This is a genomic window from Hoyosella altamirensis (assembly GCF_014191505.1).
GTDB classification, from domain to species: domain Bacteria; phylum Actinomycetota; class Actinomycetes; order Mycobacteriales; family Mycobacteriaceae; genus Hoyosella; species Hoyosella altamirensis.
This window is the reverse complement of the sequence record NZ_JACHWS010000003.1, coordinates 979,777-993,836: the sequence shown is the minus strand read 5'-3', so window position 1 is coordinate 993,836 and position 14,060 is coordinate 979,777. Positions and strand designations below refer to the sequence as shown.

At 61.9% G+C, this 14,060-nt stretch carries 15 protein-coding genes; 12 read left to right on the top strand and 3 right to left on the bottom strand.

All coding sequences use genetic code 11. The annotated features are described in order from the left end of the window. Positions 1–34: 34 nt before the first annotated feature. Together FHU29_RS18725 and FHU29_RS18720 are read right to left on the bottom strand one after the other, a co-directional pair. Positions 35–730 carry a response regulator transcription factor gene (locus FHU29_RS18725; protein ID WP_064441880.1) on the bottom strand — a complete coding sequence of 232 codons (696 nt, stop codon included), beginning with the start codon at positions 728–730 and terminating at the stop codon, positions 35–37. 44 nt (positions 731–774) lie between these two features. Next, entirely contained in the window at positions 775–2,265 is a 1,491-nt protein-coding gene (locus FHU29_RS18720) for an acetyl-coenzyme A carboxylase carboxyl transferase subunits beta/alpha (RefSeq protein ID WP_064441879.1), read from the bottom strand. A gap of 52 nt (positions 2,266–2,317) precedes the next feature. Here FHU29_RS18720 and FHU29_RS18715 point away from each other — a divergent pair, with 52 nt between their 5' ends. After that, positions 2,318–3,151 carry an aldo/keto reductase gene (locus FHU29_RS18715; protein ID WP_083962471.1) on the top strand — a complete coding sequence of 278 codons (834 nt, stop codon included), beginning with the start codon at positions 2,318–2,320 and terminating at the stop codon, positions 3,149–3,151. Between the two features lies 1 nt (position 3,152). Here FHU29_RS18715 and FHU29_RS18710 read toward each other — a convergent pair whose 3' ends face one another. Then, positions 3,153–3,308 carry a hypothetical protein gene (locus tag FHU29_RS18710; RefSeq protein WP_013805664.1) on the bottom strand — a complete coding sequence of 52 codons (156 nt, stop codon included), beginning with the start codon at positions 3,306–3,308 and terminating at the stop codon, positions 3,153–3,155. Between the two features lie 189 nt (positions 3,309–3,497). Between FHU29_RS18710 and FHU29_RS18705 the strand changes: the two genes are divergently transcribed. The 11 genes from FHU29_RS18705 (at position 3,498) to FHU29_RS18655 (ending at position 14,060) form a co-directional block, all read left to right on the top strand. Further along, on the top strand, positions 3,498–4,226 hold the full coding sequence (locus tag FHU29_RS18705; RefSeq protein ID WP_064441920.1) for an enoyl-CoA hydratase: 729 nt from the start codon (positions 3,498–3,500) through the stop codon (positions 4,224–4,226). 59 nt (positions 4,227–4,285) lie between these two features. Then, entirely contained in the window at positions 4,286–5,392 is a 1,107-nt protein-coding gene (locus FHU29_RS18700; RefSeq protein ID WP_064441878.1) for an MBL fold metallo-hydrolase, read from the top strand. Positions 5,393–5,875: 483 nt separating this feature from the next. After that, a complete protein-coding gene (locus FHU29_RS18695; protein ID WP_013805668.1) occupies positions 5,876–6,130 on the top strand; it encodes an antitoxin in 255 nt (84 codons plus the stop codon). Between the two features lie 57 nt (positions 6,131–6,187). Further along, positions 6,188–6,562: a thiol-disulfide oxidoreductase DCC family protein gene (locus FHU29_RS18690; protein WP_083962469.1), complete on the top strand. Its 375-nt coding sequence runs from the start codon at positions 6,188–6,190 to the stop codon at positions 6,560–6,562. Beyond that, positions 6,563–7,789, top strand: coding sequence for an alpha/beta hydrolase family protein (locus tag FHU29_RS18685; protein ID WP_064441877.1), 1,227 nt, complete (start codon positions 6,563–6,565; stop codon positions 7,787–7,789). A 155-nt stretch (positions 7,790–7,944) separates the two neighbouring features. Beyond that, on the top strand, positions 7,945–8,760 hold the full coding sequence (locus FHU29_RS18680; RefSeq protein ID WP_064441876.1) for an MlaE family ABC transporter permease: 816 nt from the start codon (positions 7,945–7,947) through the stop codon (positions 8,758–8,760). Then, complete coding sequence (locus FHU29_RS18675) at positions 8,760–9,623, top strand: ABC transporter permease (RefSeq protein ID WP_423785891.1); 864 nt, start codon at positions 8,760–8,762, stop codon at positions 9,621–9,623. The genes FHU29_RS18680 and FHU29_RS18675 overlap by 1 nt, the downstream gene beginning before the upstream one ends. Positions 9,624–9,749: 126 nt before the next feature. Next, positions 9,750–10,898 carry an MCE family protein gene (locus tag FHU29_RS18670; protein WP_064441874.1) on the top strand — a complete coding sequence of 383 codons (1,149 nt, stop codon included), beginning with the start codon at positions 9,750–9,752 and terminating at the stop codon, positions 10,896–10,898. Then, a complete protein-coding gene (locus tag FHU29_RS18665) occupies positions 10,895–11,926 on the top strand; it encodes an MCE family protein (RefSeq protein WP_064441873.1) in 1,032 nt (343 codons plus the stop codon). The genes FHU29_RS18670 and FHU29_RS18665 overlap by 4 nt, the downstream gene beginning before the upstream one ends. Continuing rightward, the gene (locus tag FHU29_RS18660; RefSeq protein WP_064441872.1) at positions 11,923–12,954 is read left to right on the top strand and encodes an MCE family protein; all 1,032 of its coding nucleotides are present in this window, start codon (positions 11,923–11,925) and stop codon (positions 12,952–12,954) included. The genes FHU29_RS18665 and FHU29_RS18660 overlap by 4 nt, the downstream gene beginning before the upstream one ends. Next, positions 12,954–14,060, top strand: coding sequence for an MCE family protein (locus FHU29_RS18655; RefSeq protein ID WP_064441871.1), 1,107 nt, complete (start codon positions 12,954–12,956; stop codon positions 14,058–14,060). Before FHU29_RS18660 ends, FHU29_RS18655 begins: the two co-directional genes overlap by 1 nt.

Sequence of the window (14,060 nt, the reverse complement as noted above, 5' to 3'; positions counted from 1 at the left end):
TTCAGTCCGTCGCTTCCTTCAAAGTCGCGTGCCGCTAACGGGTCCGGAGAATGAACCCGACACCGCGAACAGTATGCAGCATGCGAGGGGCGCCGTCCGCTTCCATCTTCTTGCGCAGGTAACCCACGAAGACGTCGACAACATTCGTGTCAGCATCGAAGTCGTAGCCCCACACGATCTCAAGCAGCTGACGCCGGGAAAGAACCGCGTCACGATGCTGAACCAGCGTGGTGAGCAGCTCGAATTCTCGCTTGGTGAGGTCGAGTTCCGTGCCCGCGATTACCGCGCGCCGCGCGGCCACGTCGATCTCCAGCTGCCCGGCGGTGAGGAGTTCACGTTTCGGGGAAGGCGACTGATCAGGCCGTCGGCGCAGCATTGCGCGCACGCGGGCGATGAGCTCGCCAAGGGCGAATGGTTTGGTCAGGTAATCGTCGGCGCCCGCTTCGAGGCCCGCGATCCGGTCGTCGACTGAGCTGCGCGCACTGAGGACGCAGATTGGGATGTCGCTGCCCATGGCCCGCAGCGCTGTCACCACGCTGACACCGTCGAGGCGGGGCATTGTCACGTCCAGAACGATCGCGTCCGGCTCCTGCGTGCGAATTGTGCGCAACGCAGATTCGCCATCTTCCGCTGTCATCACGTCGAAGCCGGACAAGCGGAGGCCGCGCTTGAGGGACGCGAGAACGTCGGCGTCGTCGTCGACGACGAGGACGGTGGCGGATTCGTGCATGCCGCCATACTGCCAGGTCTATGTGAGGAGCAGCTGAGATCGCGTCATGGCAGGCCGAGTGTCCGGTAGCGGTTGAGTCGCGCCGCATACCGTTTGGGTGCGGGGATGAGAGCGAGTTCGCGAATTTCCCGGGCGATCGCGGAAGCGACGCGCTGACTGAACGGGATCGGTTCCTCCGATGCGTCGGGGCATTCGGGGATTATCGCGTCGACAATCCCCGACTCGAGCAGGTCACGAGAGCGGATGCCTTGCGCGGCGGCGATCTCGGCGGCCCGGCTGGTGTCGCGGTACACGATCGCGGCCGCTCCCTCTGGTGGCAGCGGAGCGAGCCATCCGTTCTGCGTGCACAAAACACGGTCTGCGGGGAGCACCGCGAGCGCGCCACCGCCGGTGCCCTGTCCTAAAAGAACGGAAACGGTCGGGCATTGCAGTGTGACGAGGTCCGCGAGGCAGCGGGCGATTTCGCCTGCCAGCCCGCGTTCTTCGGCATCCTTGGACAGGGCCGCTCCCACGGTGTCGATGATGAGGACGAGGGGAAGCCTGAGTTCGTTGGCGAGATGCATTCCGCGGCGCGCTTCACGCAGCGCTGCGGGGCCGAATGCTCCGCTCTCAACGGTCAGCGCGCGGTCATGGGCGAGTACCACGCACGGTGTTCCCTTTATCCGCGCCAGGTAGAGCAGCATCGAACGGTCTGCTTCCCCCTGCCCGGTACCACTCAGCGGGGTGAGTGTGGTGGCCCCGTGCCGCAGCACGTGCCGCACTCCGGGACGCACCGGGTTACGGGATGCGACAACCGAGTCCCACGCGGGTATGTCGGGCACTTGTGACAGTGTGGGGGCTGGCTCGAGCTCACTCGGTGCCCCGATGGTTCCGCAGACCACACGTAGGACCCGGTCCAGGATGGGGCGCAGCCACCGCACCGGCACGACACCATCGATGACGCCATGCTGATACAGGTTCTCGGCCGTCTGCACACCCTCGGGGAATTTTTCGCCGTAGAGCGACTCGTACACGCGGGGCCCGAGAAATCCGATCAGGGCTCCCGGCTCGGCCACGGTGACGTGTCCGAGCGATCCCCATGACGCGAAAACTCCGCCAGTGGTGGGGTGTCTCAGGTAGACGAGGTACGGAAGGTGGGCATCTTTGTGGTGCTTGATCGCCGCCGCGATCTTGGCCATCTGCAGAAATGCGACGGTGCCTTCCTGCATGCGCGTGCCACCGGAGGTGGGAGAGGCGAGCAGCGGGAGCTGTTCAGCGGTGGCACGCTCAATCGTGGAGACGATGCGTTCAGCTGCGGCAACACCCACGGATCCGGCGAGGAAGCGGAACTCGCACGCGATCACAGCAACGCGCCGGCCCCGGATTCGCCCTTCGCCTGTGATGACCGATTCGTCGGTTCCTGCTTTCGAACGCGCTGCGGCGAGATCGGAGCTGTACTTCTCGTGGGCGGGAAGGTCGATCGGTGCCGTGTCCCAGGAAATGTAGGAGTCCTGGTCAAGTACCCGGTCAAAGAGTTCCTGGGCGGTGGTCGGCATGTGGAAATACGCTACGGGAATGCACCCTGAGTGCCCAGTGTTTGATAGAGGCGTGACTGATAAAACCACGATTCCATTTGCGAAATTCTTGGACGGAAACTCGATCCCTCAGCTCGGATTCGGCGTGTGGCAGGTGCCCGACGAGGAGGCGTACACGTCAGTTGCGTCCGCGCTCGAGGCGGGGTACCGGAGCATCGACACGGCCCGCATCTACGACAATGAAGCCGGAACGGGCAGGGCCATCCGTGAGTCAGGTATTGACCGCGGCGAGATCTTCGTGACCACCAAACTCTGGAATGAGGACCAGGGCACGGATCGAACGCTGCGTGCGTTCGATGACAGCCTGACGCGCCTCGGACTCGACTACGTGGACCTGTACCTTATCCACTGGCCTAAACCGGCCGAGGACCTCTATGTCGAGACGTTCAGAGCATTCCAGAAGATCAAGGCTGAAGGACGGGCCCGGTCAATCGGTGTATCAAACTTCCAGATCCCGCACCTCCAACGGCTGATCGACGAGACTGGTGAGGTTCCTGCCATCAACCAGATTGAACTGCATCCGCGGTTTTCTCAGGAAGAGCTGCGTGCTTTCCACGCGGAGCACGGCATTCTCACCGAGGCATGGAGCCCGCTCGGACAGGGCACGATCCTGGAAGATCCGGTGCTGACGGAGATCGCCTCGGCGGCGGGCAAAACTGTTGCTCAGGTGATCCTGCGGTGGCACCTGCAGCTGGGCAACGTCGTAATCCCGAAGTCGGTGACGCCGCGGCGTATTCGCGAGAACCTCGACGTCTTCGACTTCGAACTTTCTGACGAGCAGGTTGGTGCGATAACTGCGCTGGATGTGGCTGATGGCCGCATTGGGCCCGACCCCGATCTGTTCTAACTCATTCAGGAGCCTGGTCGTCGGGTTCCACAGGATCGACGGCCTCGCGTTCCTCGGCGTTACCGGGGACGCCCTTTTCCTTGCGTTCACGGGTGATGCGCTTCTCGGCCTCGTCCACGTGGTCGTCTAAGTTCAGGGGTGCTTCGTTGTCGGCCATAACGTCACTCTCCTTTCCCACACCATGGTCCGGTGTCCTGTGGGAGGTCGCAAACTAACGCGGCTACTCGCGGTACCAGCTAACGGTCTGCCCACCTCTGCGCGACAATCGCTCATCCCACTATGTGAGTGTCGCGCAGAGGTGGGCGAAGCGCACCCGCTTTCAGCGTTCCCTATAGGCTCTGCAGGCATGATCGGCATCACCAGGGACAAGAACGTCGTGACGCTCGAAATTCAGCGCCACGAGCGGCGGAATGCTCTCAACACGGAAGTGTGCACAGGGCTGACGGACGCGATTCGGTCCGCGGAAGCAGATGACGCGCGCGTGATTGTGCTCACTGGCCAAGGAACTGTGTTTTCTGCCGGTGCGGATCTGACGAGCGCCGCATACGAGCGTGAGTTCCTCGCGGCGCACTACACGATGCTCAACACCCTTCAGCAGACGCCGCTGCCGGTGATCGCCGCGCTTAACGGCCCCGCTGTGGGAGCTGGCGTGCAGCTCGCGATTTCCGCGGACCTGCGCGTAGCGGTGCCGGAGGCGTCGTTCATGATACCTGTCGCACGCCTGGGCCTCGCGATGGATAACTGGACGATCAGCAGGCTCAGCGAGCTGGCAGGCGGCGGAGTCGCCAGGGCGATGCTCATGGGCGTACAAACGATCACCGCGGAAAATGCCGTCCAATTCGGACTAGTAAACGGGATCGGGGATCTGGCAGCGGCGCAGGAGTGGGCGCACGAGATCGCCAAGCTCGCGCCACTGTCACTTCGTCACATGAAACTTGTGTTCAACCACATGCCTGATTCGGAGCCAACGCCAGAACAGCAGGAGGCGCACAAGGCAGCCTGGTCGAGCGCCGATGTTGCGGAAGCCCGCGCAGCCCGTAAAGAGAAGCGGGCACCCGTATTCCGGGGTGAGTAAGGCCGCGTGAGCGGGACGGAACCGCGCCAGCAACATACAGTAGCGGTGTGCTTCGAAAAATGGCCTGGGCTGGGGTAGGGGCTGCTGTAGCGGCCAGTGTTGCGAGCGGTGTCCTTGCGGCGTGGGAGGCCTACCGCGCGATCGGTGCGCCGCGGTCGCGCATCAGGCCCTACGTGGCCGGCTCCCCGAATTTTTCGAATGGCACTTTCCGGAACACGGATCCGGCCGTGCCGTTTTCTCCGCGCCAGGCGCCCGATCTATTCTTCTCCATTGTGCTGCGGGGGAACACCGGAGCGCCGGCGAGGCAAGTGCCCCTGGCTGTTCCCCTTGCGCCCGCTTCGGCGGGCGAACTCGCTGCTGCCTGGTTCGGTCACTCCTCTGTTCTCGTAGAAGTCGACGGGCATCGCGTTCTGACGGACCCAGTGTGGAGTGAGCGAGTATCTCCGTCCCAGCGGTTGGGGCCGCGGCGGATGCATCCAGTCCCCGTCAAGATCTCACAGCTGCCACAGGTCGATGCGGTGGTGATCTCACACGACCATTACGACCACCTCGACCAGCGAACGATCAGTGACCTGGTTCGTTTGCAGGCAGCTCCTTTCGTGGTTCCTTTGGGGATCGGAGGTCACTTGCGCAGATGGGGTGTACCGGAGCGCCGGATCATCGAACTCGACTGGGGTGAAGAGACCGCAGTGGGGGAGCTGACGATTTCCTGCGCTCCCGCTCGCCATTTTTCTGGCCGGGGAATTTCGCGAAATGTGACGTTGTGGGCATCCTGGGTGCTGAGGGGCCCGCGCCGGTCGGTCTTCTTCGGTGGTGATTCGGGCTACACAGATTCGTTCGCTGACCTCGGTAACCGGCACGGCCCCTTTGATCTGACGCTGCTTCCGATCGGTGCGTACAGTGACCAGTGGCCAGATGTGCACATGACGCCGGAAGAGGCTGTGCAGACGCACTGTGTTCTTAATGGCACGCCCTCAGCGGGCGTGATGATGCCCATTCACTGGGGTACCTTCAATCTCGGTTTTCACTCGTGGATGGAGCCTATTGTCCGGCTGACTCGGGCGAAAGAGGCTCAGGGAGTGCGAACTGCCGCGCCAATGCCGGGCCAGCGTATTGATTTTCTCAAACCTCTGCCGCGAAACGAATGGTGGCTAGGTCTCGCGTGAGACCTCTCGTCCAATTATTTCTTGCGAAGACAGTCTGCTGGGTATTGCTCGTGGTTTCTTGGGGTGTGGGAATCGACGCGCAATCTCAGCGTTCTTTTTGTCGCTCGCCTTGAATTGTGCGGGTGGGTGAACGTTTTTGCCCGGAGAGTGATGCAGCGCGCAAGCTCGGCCTGGTGCCAGGCCGTATACCTGGTCGAAGGCGGTGCTCGTGGTCGTGACAGAATTCCGTTGCCGCGGGAAATATTTCTCCTGGATCCATCAAATCCGAAGATGATCAAGGTGTGTCAGTGCTCAGCTTGATCGGCATCGCCACTTTTAGTGAGACACTCTGTCAAATGAACCGCGAATGAGTGGCAATCCGGGTGGTAATGACCACACTAGGTAGATATTTGTCGGGTTCACTGCAAAAATTAGCGTCAAGCGGGGCAACCCCGACCGATGCGGCGCACATAAAGAGGCGCTGGAAAGACCCAAGGGAGAATGATGAGCGCATTCGACTCAGTCAAGGACCTGGCTGCTAAGGCCCAGACCCTCGTCAACGAGAACGCTGCCAAGGCTCAGACCCTCGTCAACGAGAACGCTTCGAAGGCGAAGAGCCTGATTGTCAGCAAGAAGGGCGACATCGACTCGGCTGTCGACAAGGCTGCTTCTTTCGTGGACACCCAGACCAAGGGCAAGTTCACCGCTCAGGTCAGCAAGGTTCAGGAGAACGCGAAGAAGATCGTTCCTGCTGAATAATCTGTGCTCGAGTGAGCGCGTGCCGGCGTTGCCGGTGACAACTTAACGGGAGCCGCAATGCCGGAAATGAACATACACCTGCTGTATGACCGGGATTGCGGCTTCTGTGTTTCCTGCGTGAAGCTCATTCGCCGCCTTGATCGTCGGCGCCGGGTCACTCCAATTGCCTGGCAGGAGACCGGCGCGCTGGACCTCTTCGGCATCACTGCTGAGGACGGCGCGGCCGCTGCGTGGGCGCTCGAACGCGATGGGACTCGACATCGTGGTGCAGGCGCGGTCAATGCTGCGCTCTCCGCCGCGCTGGGCACCCGTATTCCGTTGCGGGTTTACTCGCTAAGAGGCATTCGCTGGCTTCAGGACTGGGTCTACCAATGGGTGGCTGATAATCGCCACAGGATGCCAGGCGGCTCGCGAACATGCACACTCGACTGAGTGAACCTACGAGTCTCGACGGTCAGCGCCGCTGTCCTTGCCGCCACCCTTACCGCGACCTCTTGTGCGATCGGAGAGGAGGCGGGCGTTGAGGAATCGCCACTCGCACCGACTGAGACTCAAGCCCAGTACGCCGAACCGGAACTGCCGGTAACGGCGCGCGGCGAACTGCTGCAATCTGAGCTCTTCACTGAATTGAGCCCGGGAATCACAACGCGATCCGCTGACTCTCAGCGCATAATTTACCGCTCGACGTCGGGACTCGACGGCAGTGCGACCGAAGTCTCTGGCGCTGTATTTGTTCCGCAGGGCGCACCGCCAGAAGGCGGCTGGCCGGTCATTTCCTACGCGCACGGTACGACCGGGGTCGCGCCAGAGTGCGGACCCTCCCAGTACCCGGACATGCTGGGCCAGGCTGCGCGGATCAACTCACTTCTCGACTCGGGTTACGCGGTTGTCGCGACCGACTACGAGGGTCTGGGAGGTTCTCGCGGCGATACCGCACACCCCTATCTAGAGCCTGCCACTGCCGCCTACAACGTCATCGATGCAGTGCGAGCCGCGCGTGCGGCGAATGATGCTATCGGAAAGCGTTGGGGCGCTGTCGGAGTATCGCAGGGGGGCCAAGCTGTCTGGGCGGCAAGCGAACAAGCGGACGACTACGGGGCGGGGCTCGAGTTCGCCGGTTCGGTGGCGATTTCCCCTGCGGCGGATCTCACGCCCATCGCGGAGCCAGAACCGCCATGGGCGCTGGACTTGTTCCAGCTCGCGCTGCTCCCGTACGTCATCGCTGGCTTTCAGGCGGCGGATCCTTCGGTTGAATTCGATGACTACCTTCGTGGTGGGCTAACGGGCGGCTTTGGCGCACTGGAAACGTGTGTGCGGGACAACTGGCTGAACTCGGCGCTGGCGCTGCTGCAGAGTTCGCCCGAAGATGTAGGGCCCTTCACCGATGACGCAACCGACGCGGTGCGCGAATGGCTTGACGACATCGCGCTGCCGCGCGGCACATCGGATGGGCCTCTTCTGGTGCTGTACGGAGACCGCGACACGGTGGTGCCGCCAGAGTGGACGGCCCGCGCGGTGCAGCGCGCATGTGAGGCCGGGACTGTCGTCGAAGAGGTTCTCATACCCGGTGCGGACCACTTCAATCTAAATGGAACTCAAGAAGTACTTGAGTGGTTGGATGCCAGGCTGCGTGGCGTTCCAGCAATCTCTACCTGTTGAACTGCACAGATTAAGCAACCTTCACCTTCGCCCTGAGTTAAGTTAATCCTGCCTAGATGCTATCGTCAGTGTGCTGGTTGTGACCCCACGCACATTTATATTTGATAAAATCAGCCAGATTTGGTTTGATCTGTCGCGAAGGTAGAGGAGAGCCCGTGACGATCGAGGTTATTTCATCCAGGAAAGGGCTCGTCCCTGACGCGGTGAACGAAGTCGGGGCGCTTGTGACATTCTCGGCGCAGACGGTGGCGACGGGTGCGCGCGCTCTCGTGCTCCGCAAGTTCCCGATGGCGGAGACGGTGAACCAGGCGCAGTTCCTTTTTCGTGTCTGTACCCTGCCCGCGCTACTGCTGATGATTCCGATCGGTGTGCTCACCGCGGTAATCGTCGGTGGGCTGGCGACCCAGATTGGGGCAGCGGGTTACTCGGGCGCCGTCGTCGCGTTTGTGATCATCGGGCAGGCGGCAGCTCTCGTGACGGCTTTGATGATGGCGGGTGTGGGGGGTTCCGCCATCTGCGCCGACATGGGATCACGGACGATCCGCGAAGAGATCCAGGCGCTGCACGTGATGAGTGTGGACGTCATCGAGCGTGTGGTGGTCCCGCGCGTGTTCGCGGCGATCTTCGTCGCGGTCTGCATGGTGAGCATGGTGACTTTCGCTGGTGTCTTCATCACGTTCATCAATCAGGTGCTCGTAGTCGGCGAATCACCCGGTGCCTTTCTGATGACCCTCACCTCATACGGACGGGTGAGTGACTTCCTGATGGCAACGATCAAGGCGATCTGCTTCGCCATCGTGTCCGCGCTGATCTGCGCTTTTAAAGGGCTCCATGCGCGGGGTGGCCCCGCGGGTGTGGCGAACGCAGTCAACGAAGCGGTGGTCCTGGCATTCATTGCGGTGTTCGTCGTGAACGTGGTTCTTTCACAGCTCTACATCACGCTCGTTCCGGCAGTCGGGGAGTACATGTGATCATCGGTTCGCATTCGGCGACGTATCGCGCCAAGCGTTTCTTTGGCAAGTTCAGTGTTATCGGGCGTGGCTTTGAGGTGCTCGCGATGCACCTCACGTTCGGGATCCGGATGGTCGCCGGAGTTCCCATCGCGCTCAAGCGATATCGCAAGATCATCATGCGCGAGGTCAGCGACGTCAGCTTCGGTTCTACCGCGATCCTTTCAGGCGGCGGCACGATCGGCGTCGTGATAGCAATGTCGGGTGTCGCTGCGATGCTCCTGGGCATCGAGCTGTTCCGCGGCCTCGAACTGCTGGGTTTCACTGCGCTTTCCGGCATGGTATCGGCCATCGCCAACACCCAGGGCGTCGCGCCGATCGTCGCGGCGATAGCACTCGCTGCGAAGGTCGGGACGGGTTTCACCGCGCAACTCGGCGCGATGCGGATTTCAGAAGAGATCGACGCGCTTGACACCCTTGGTGTCAACTCCACGATTTTCCTCGCAACGACGCGGCTGATCGCGATGGTTGTCGCCATCATCCCCGTTTACATGGTCGGCCTTCTCTCCGCTTACCTCACAACACGATTCACCGTTGTCGTCCTGCGAGGCGAATCTGGGGGTACGTACGACTATTACTTCCAGCAGTCACTCACACCGAGCGCGCTCGCATCCTCAATCACGATGGCGCTGGTCTTTGCGGTATTCGTTGCCGTCATCCACTGCTCGTACGGCTACCACGCTTCCGGTGGGCCGGAAGGCGTTGGGCGTGCGGCCGGTCACGCTCTGCGCACCAGCATTCTTGTCATTGGGATGTCAGCGGTGGTCCTCACCTTCGGACTGTTCGGAATCACCCCAGCCGTCCCCGGAATGGGGATCGAGTGATGCTTGCCTTCACACGTCGCGCACTGACGTCACGGATCCTCCAGGGGATCGTCGCCCTGATCCTCATTGTGGTGGTCAGCGTCCTCGTTGTGGGGCGCGGAACAGGGATGTACGACCGTCGTCCCGTTGTCACCACCATTCCCTACCGATGCGGGGTTCCTGATCGGGGGCAATCAGTTCAATGTCCGCTACCTGGGCGCGATCGTCGGCAAAACCAAAACGGTCGACGAGGGAATTGAATACACCCGAGTGGACATGCGGATCGACGATGCCGCGCTGGACCGAATCCCGCGGGGGAGCGTGGTCCGAATCGCACCCCGCACACTATTCGGTGATACCGAGCTCATCCTCATCCCGCCGGACTCGGGCCAGCAACCTGGCCTTCAGCCGGGCGACGTTCTGGCGGTCGACGCCTCAGACGAAGCAGTGCAGCTCTATGGCCTCTATGAGGAAGTCATGGAACTCGTCCATGCGCTCAACCCCGCTGACCTCAACGTTGCGCTGACTGCGCTCGCACAAGCTTTCGACGGTCGCGGGAACCAGTTTGGTGAACTCATTACGCGCTCGGCCAACTTCACCGAGTCGTTCGCTCCGGCGATCGGTGGAACCGTCATCGGCGACGTCAGCAGGGTCGCGCGCAACCTTGACGGCGGCACACCGGACACGGTCGCCGCGTTCAACGAGGCGACTGTCCTCGCTGAGCGAGTGCTGCCACGGAAGGACCGTATCGCCGAGGGCCTTGGCGAAGCTGCAGGCCTGTTCAACGCTGTCAGCACCTTGTTCGCTCCCCGCGCTCCATCATTCGTCATCGTCGTCAAAGGCGCCGATGGTGGTCCCTCGTTCAGCACCCCTGGCAAGCGCGGCACAATGCTCGCCGAAACGCTCCAGCAGCTCCGGCCCTTGGGTGAGGCGGCGGCACCGTCTTTCAGCACGGGTCGCTTCAACATCGTCGCGGTCCCGGGTTTCGAAGACCCGTTGCCCTACACGGCCAATGAATGCCCGCGCTATCCCGGTCTGGCCGGACCTACATGCCCGCCACCCGGTGTCGTCGTGCCGTCACGGCAATCGACGCCTTCGACGGTCCGTGAGATCCAGTCAGTTCCGGAGAACTTTGTGGGCGCTTTCGAGGAAGCCGACGTGGTTCGGATGCTCGAGGAAGAACTCGTTGGCCCGCGCGGCGGCAGGACTGACGCAAATGCGCCGAGCGCTGCAGCGAATATGCTTTTGCGCCCGCTGATCAGCGGAAACGTCGTCGAAATCCTGGAGGACGAATGAAATTCAGGTGGGGCGCCGCGGTGGTCGTCGCCGCGTTCGTCATCGTCGCCCTGGTCGCGGGACTCAGTATCTGGCAAACACTTGCCCGGCCTGTGCCCGGCCGAGCTGTCACTTATCACGCGGAGTTCACTGACATCACCGGGCTGCAGGTAGGGAACGACGTCACTCTCGCGGGTGTGCGGGTCGGGAAGGTCAGTGACCTTTCGTTCGTGCGCACCCCAGAGGGGCGGGAACATGCGCTCGTATCAATGTCGGTCACCGCGGATCACCCGTTGCCCGGAGATGTCACAGCGGCAGTGCGGTTCGCGGACATGCTCGGCGTGCGCTATCTCGCGCTGACCGACCCGGAAAACGCAACGGAAACGCTGGAACCCGATGCGACGATCCCGCTTTCTCAAACGCGTGAGCCCGTCGACGTCACCGAACTGTTTAATGGTTTCAAGCCCCTTTTCGCAGCGATCGAACCGGACCGGCTGAACGAGATAGCGGCCGCGGCGATCCAGGCTCTCGAAGGAAACACCGACGCGCTCGAGACGCTGCTCGTCGGCATGGTGGACGCTGCAGGGGTGTTCGTCGAACGGTCGGCGCTGATCAACACTCTCGCGGACGACCTCGCGATCGTCCTGGACACCGTCGTCGATCAGGGCAGTGATGTCGAGTCCGCCTTCGGTGCGGTGACGATCCTCGCGGAGCGGATCGCCGCGCAGAACGACGATGTCATCACGATCCTCGAAGATGGCTCGACTACCGCCGACAATCTTGCGGAATTCGTCAGCGGATCATCGTTCGACAACCTCGAGGCCACGATCGAACGGGCGAAGACAATGACAGACACGTGGATTGACAACACTGACACCTTCGTCGCGCTGCTCGCTTCCCTGGATCGCCTTGCGGCGTCGGTGAATATGATCGGTGACTACGGCTCGTGGCTCACCCTGTATCTCTGCACGCTTTCCATCAAGGTCGAGGGTGTGGAAGTCGACATCTTCCAGCTTGCTGGAGGCGGACATTCGGCGGTGTGCCGATGAGCGCATCAACTTCGATCAAGGGCCTGTGGCGCACGCTGACCTCGTCGGGCGCGACCACATTGCGCGTGCGCCGCCCCGGACTGATTGGGCTCGTCGGGATCGCGCTAGTCTTGGCGCTGTTCGTCGGCGCGAGCGTACTTCCCCAGGTCACCTATCTGCTGCGTACCACCTCGTACAGCGTCGAATTGGCAGAGTCAGGCGGGCTATCACCAGGCGACCCGATCTATGTCGCTGGTGTGCCCGCGGGCAAGGTCGACCAAATCGTGCTCGACGGTCCGAACGTCCGCGCCGACTTCCGGGTCGAGCGGCGCATCGCGCTAGGCGAACGAACCACCGCCGCCGTGAAGCTTCGCACCGTGCTCGGCAAGATGTATCTGGAGATCAAACCGAACGGCACGGGTGACCTCGACGGCAACACGATCCCGCTGGCACGTTCGAGCGTTCCGTTCAGCCTCGACGAGATCGCCCGCGCCGCCCACGAATCGACCGAGGGGCTCAACTTCGACCAACTCGGGCAGCTCACACAGTTGACGGTGGATGCATTGCCGGAGAACCCCGAGGTGATGCGCGACGCGATCACCACACTCAACGCCACAGCCGCCCTGATCAACGACAGTGGTGACCAGATTGAACGGGTGCTCACACTCGCTAGAGACGTCGCGGGCATTGTCGACTCGCAACAGTCGAACTTCGATTCGCTGCTGGTGCAGGGATCAGTCATTCTGCAGTCACTTGCCGACCGGCATGTAATGCTGGTCCGCCTGAGCCAGGGATTGGAAACCGTGGCAGGTCAGCTAGATGAACTCTTCCAGGACCGCCCGGGTCTGATCCCCAACTTGCGCAACGTCATGCGAACGCTCGCGGACCAGGCCGCGACGCTGGAGACGATCCTCGAGCAGGGGTCGCCCGCTTTCCAGAAAGTCGCGGACGCAACGGGCAGCGGGCCATGGGTCGACGTCAACACCCCGACCACTATCATCCCGGACAACCTGTTGTGTCTCCTCGGTGCGGTTGAGGGGTGCCAATAATGGTCAGCACAGTCCGCTCTACTCGTTCCAGCGTCGTTCGGATGGTCGTGCTGGTGCTTGTCATCGTGCTCGTGTTTGCGATTGTCTGGGTCGCGTTCCTCCGGGACGACCGCAAGCTGATAGTCGCGGAGTTCATGTCAGCGTCCGGTGTCTACCCCGATAGCCCCGTCCTGGTTCTCGGCATCGAGGTCGGCCGGGTGACGTCTGTGCAAGCGCTGGGTGACCACGTCCGTGTCGAGATGATGCTGGACCGCGAAGTCCCCATTCCAGACGACGCGGAAGCGTACATCGTGAACCGGTCCATCCTCGCCGATCGCTATATCGAACTCACCCCGCGCTACATCAGCGGACCGGAGTTCCCGGAAGGCGGCACACTGCCGCGCACACGAACCCACGTACCGATTGCTTTCGACGATCTGCTGCAATCGTTCAATCACCTCGGTGAAGCTCTGAGCACAGGCGCCGGTGTTGGCGGCGCGATCGACCGGGTCGCCGCATCATTTGACGGGATCGGGCCGGAAACGAACGTCATGATCCAGGAGATGGCCGCGGCGTCCCGTATCGCTGGCGCGCACACCGAAGAATTCGACGAAATCATCGCGGTTTTGGGGGACGTGGCAAGGCTCGTCTCAGACCGGGAACAAGAAATCAGGAGCTTCGCTGGGTCGCTCGCGATACTCAGTGAGCAGGCCGTAGCCGAAGAAGCGAATGTCGCGGAACTCATGACGTCCTTCCGTGGCTTCTACGAAGAGATCGACCTGCTGATTGACCAGCGCGGGGACGATTTTCCCGTGGTCATGGAAGACATCAGGCTACTGATCGACGCGGTGGCCGCCAATCCTAGTCAGGTTGCCGACCTGGTTGACCTTCTGCCACTGATCATGGAGAACATCAGCAACTTGATCGGTGACGACGGGCGTGCACGCATTCGTCTCAATGTTGCTTCCGAACTCCAGCAGTTGTCAGGCCTGCAAGACCAGGGGGTGTGTGGTCCCGTGCCGCCGCCAATCTGCACGGGGATGGGGCTCACTAACCCGATCTCACTGCCCATCAGTCTTTCCGATCCGCTCGGTATCCGCGGAATCCTTGAAGCGGGAGGGCGCTGA

Excerpts from the sequence above, each read along its gene's own strand:
- FHU29_RS18725 (WP_064441880.1), bottom strand. The coding sequence starts at position 730 with ATGCACGAATCCGCCACCGTCCTCGTCGTCGACGACGACGCCGACGTT.
- FHU29_RS18720 (WP_064441879.1), bottom strand. The coding sequence starts at position 2,265 with ATGCCGACCACCGCCCAGGAACTCTTTGACCGGGTACTTGACCAGGAC.
- FHU29_RS18710 (WP_013805664.1), bottom strand. The coding sequence starts at position 3,308 with ATGGCCGACAACGAAGCACCCCTGAACTTAGACGACCACGTGGACGAG.
- FHU29_RS18705 (WP_064441920.1), top strand. The coding sequence starts at position 3,498 with ATGATCGGCATCACCAGGGACAAGAACGTCGTGACGCTCGAAATTCAG.
- FHU29_RS18700 (WP_064441878.1), top strand. The coding sequence starts at position 4,286 with ATGGCCTGGGCTGGGGTAGGGGCTGCTGTAGCGGCCAGTGTTGCGAGC.
- FHU29_RS18695 (WP_013805668.1), top strand. The coding sequence starts at position 5,876 with ATGAGCGCATTCGACTCAGTCAAGGACCTGGCTGCTAAGGCCCAGACC.
- FHU29_RS18690 (WP_083962469.1), top strand. The coding sequence starts at position 6,188 with ATGCCGGAAATGAACATACACCTGCTGTATGACCGGGATTGCGGCTTC.
- FHU29_RS18665 (WP_064441873.1), top strand. The coding sequence starts at position 10,895 with ATGAAATTCAGGTGGGGCGCCGCGGTGGTCGTCGCCGCGTTCGTCATC.
- FHU29_RS18660 (WP_064441872.1), top strand. The coding sequence starts at position 11,923 with ATGAGCGCATCAACTTCGATCAAGGGCCTGTGGCGCACGCTGACCTCG.
- FHU29_RS18655 (WP_064441871.1), top strand. The coding sequence starts at position 12,954 with ATGGTCAGCACAGTCCGCTCTACTCGTTCCAGCGTCGTTCGGATGGTC.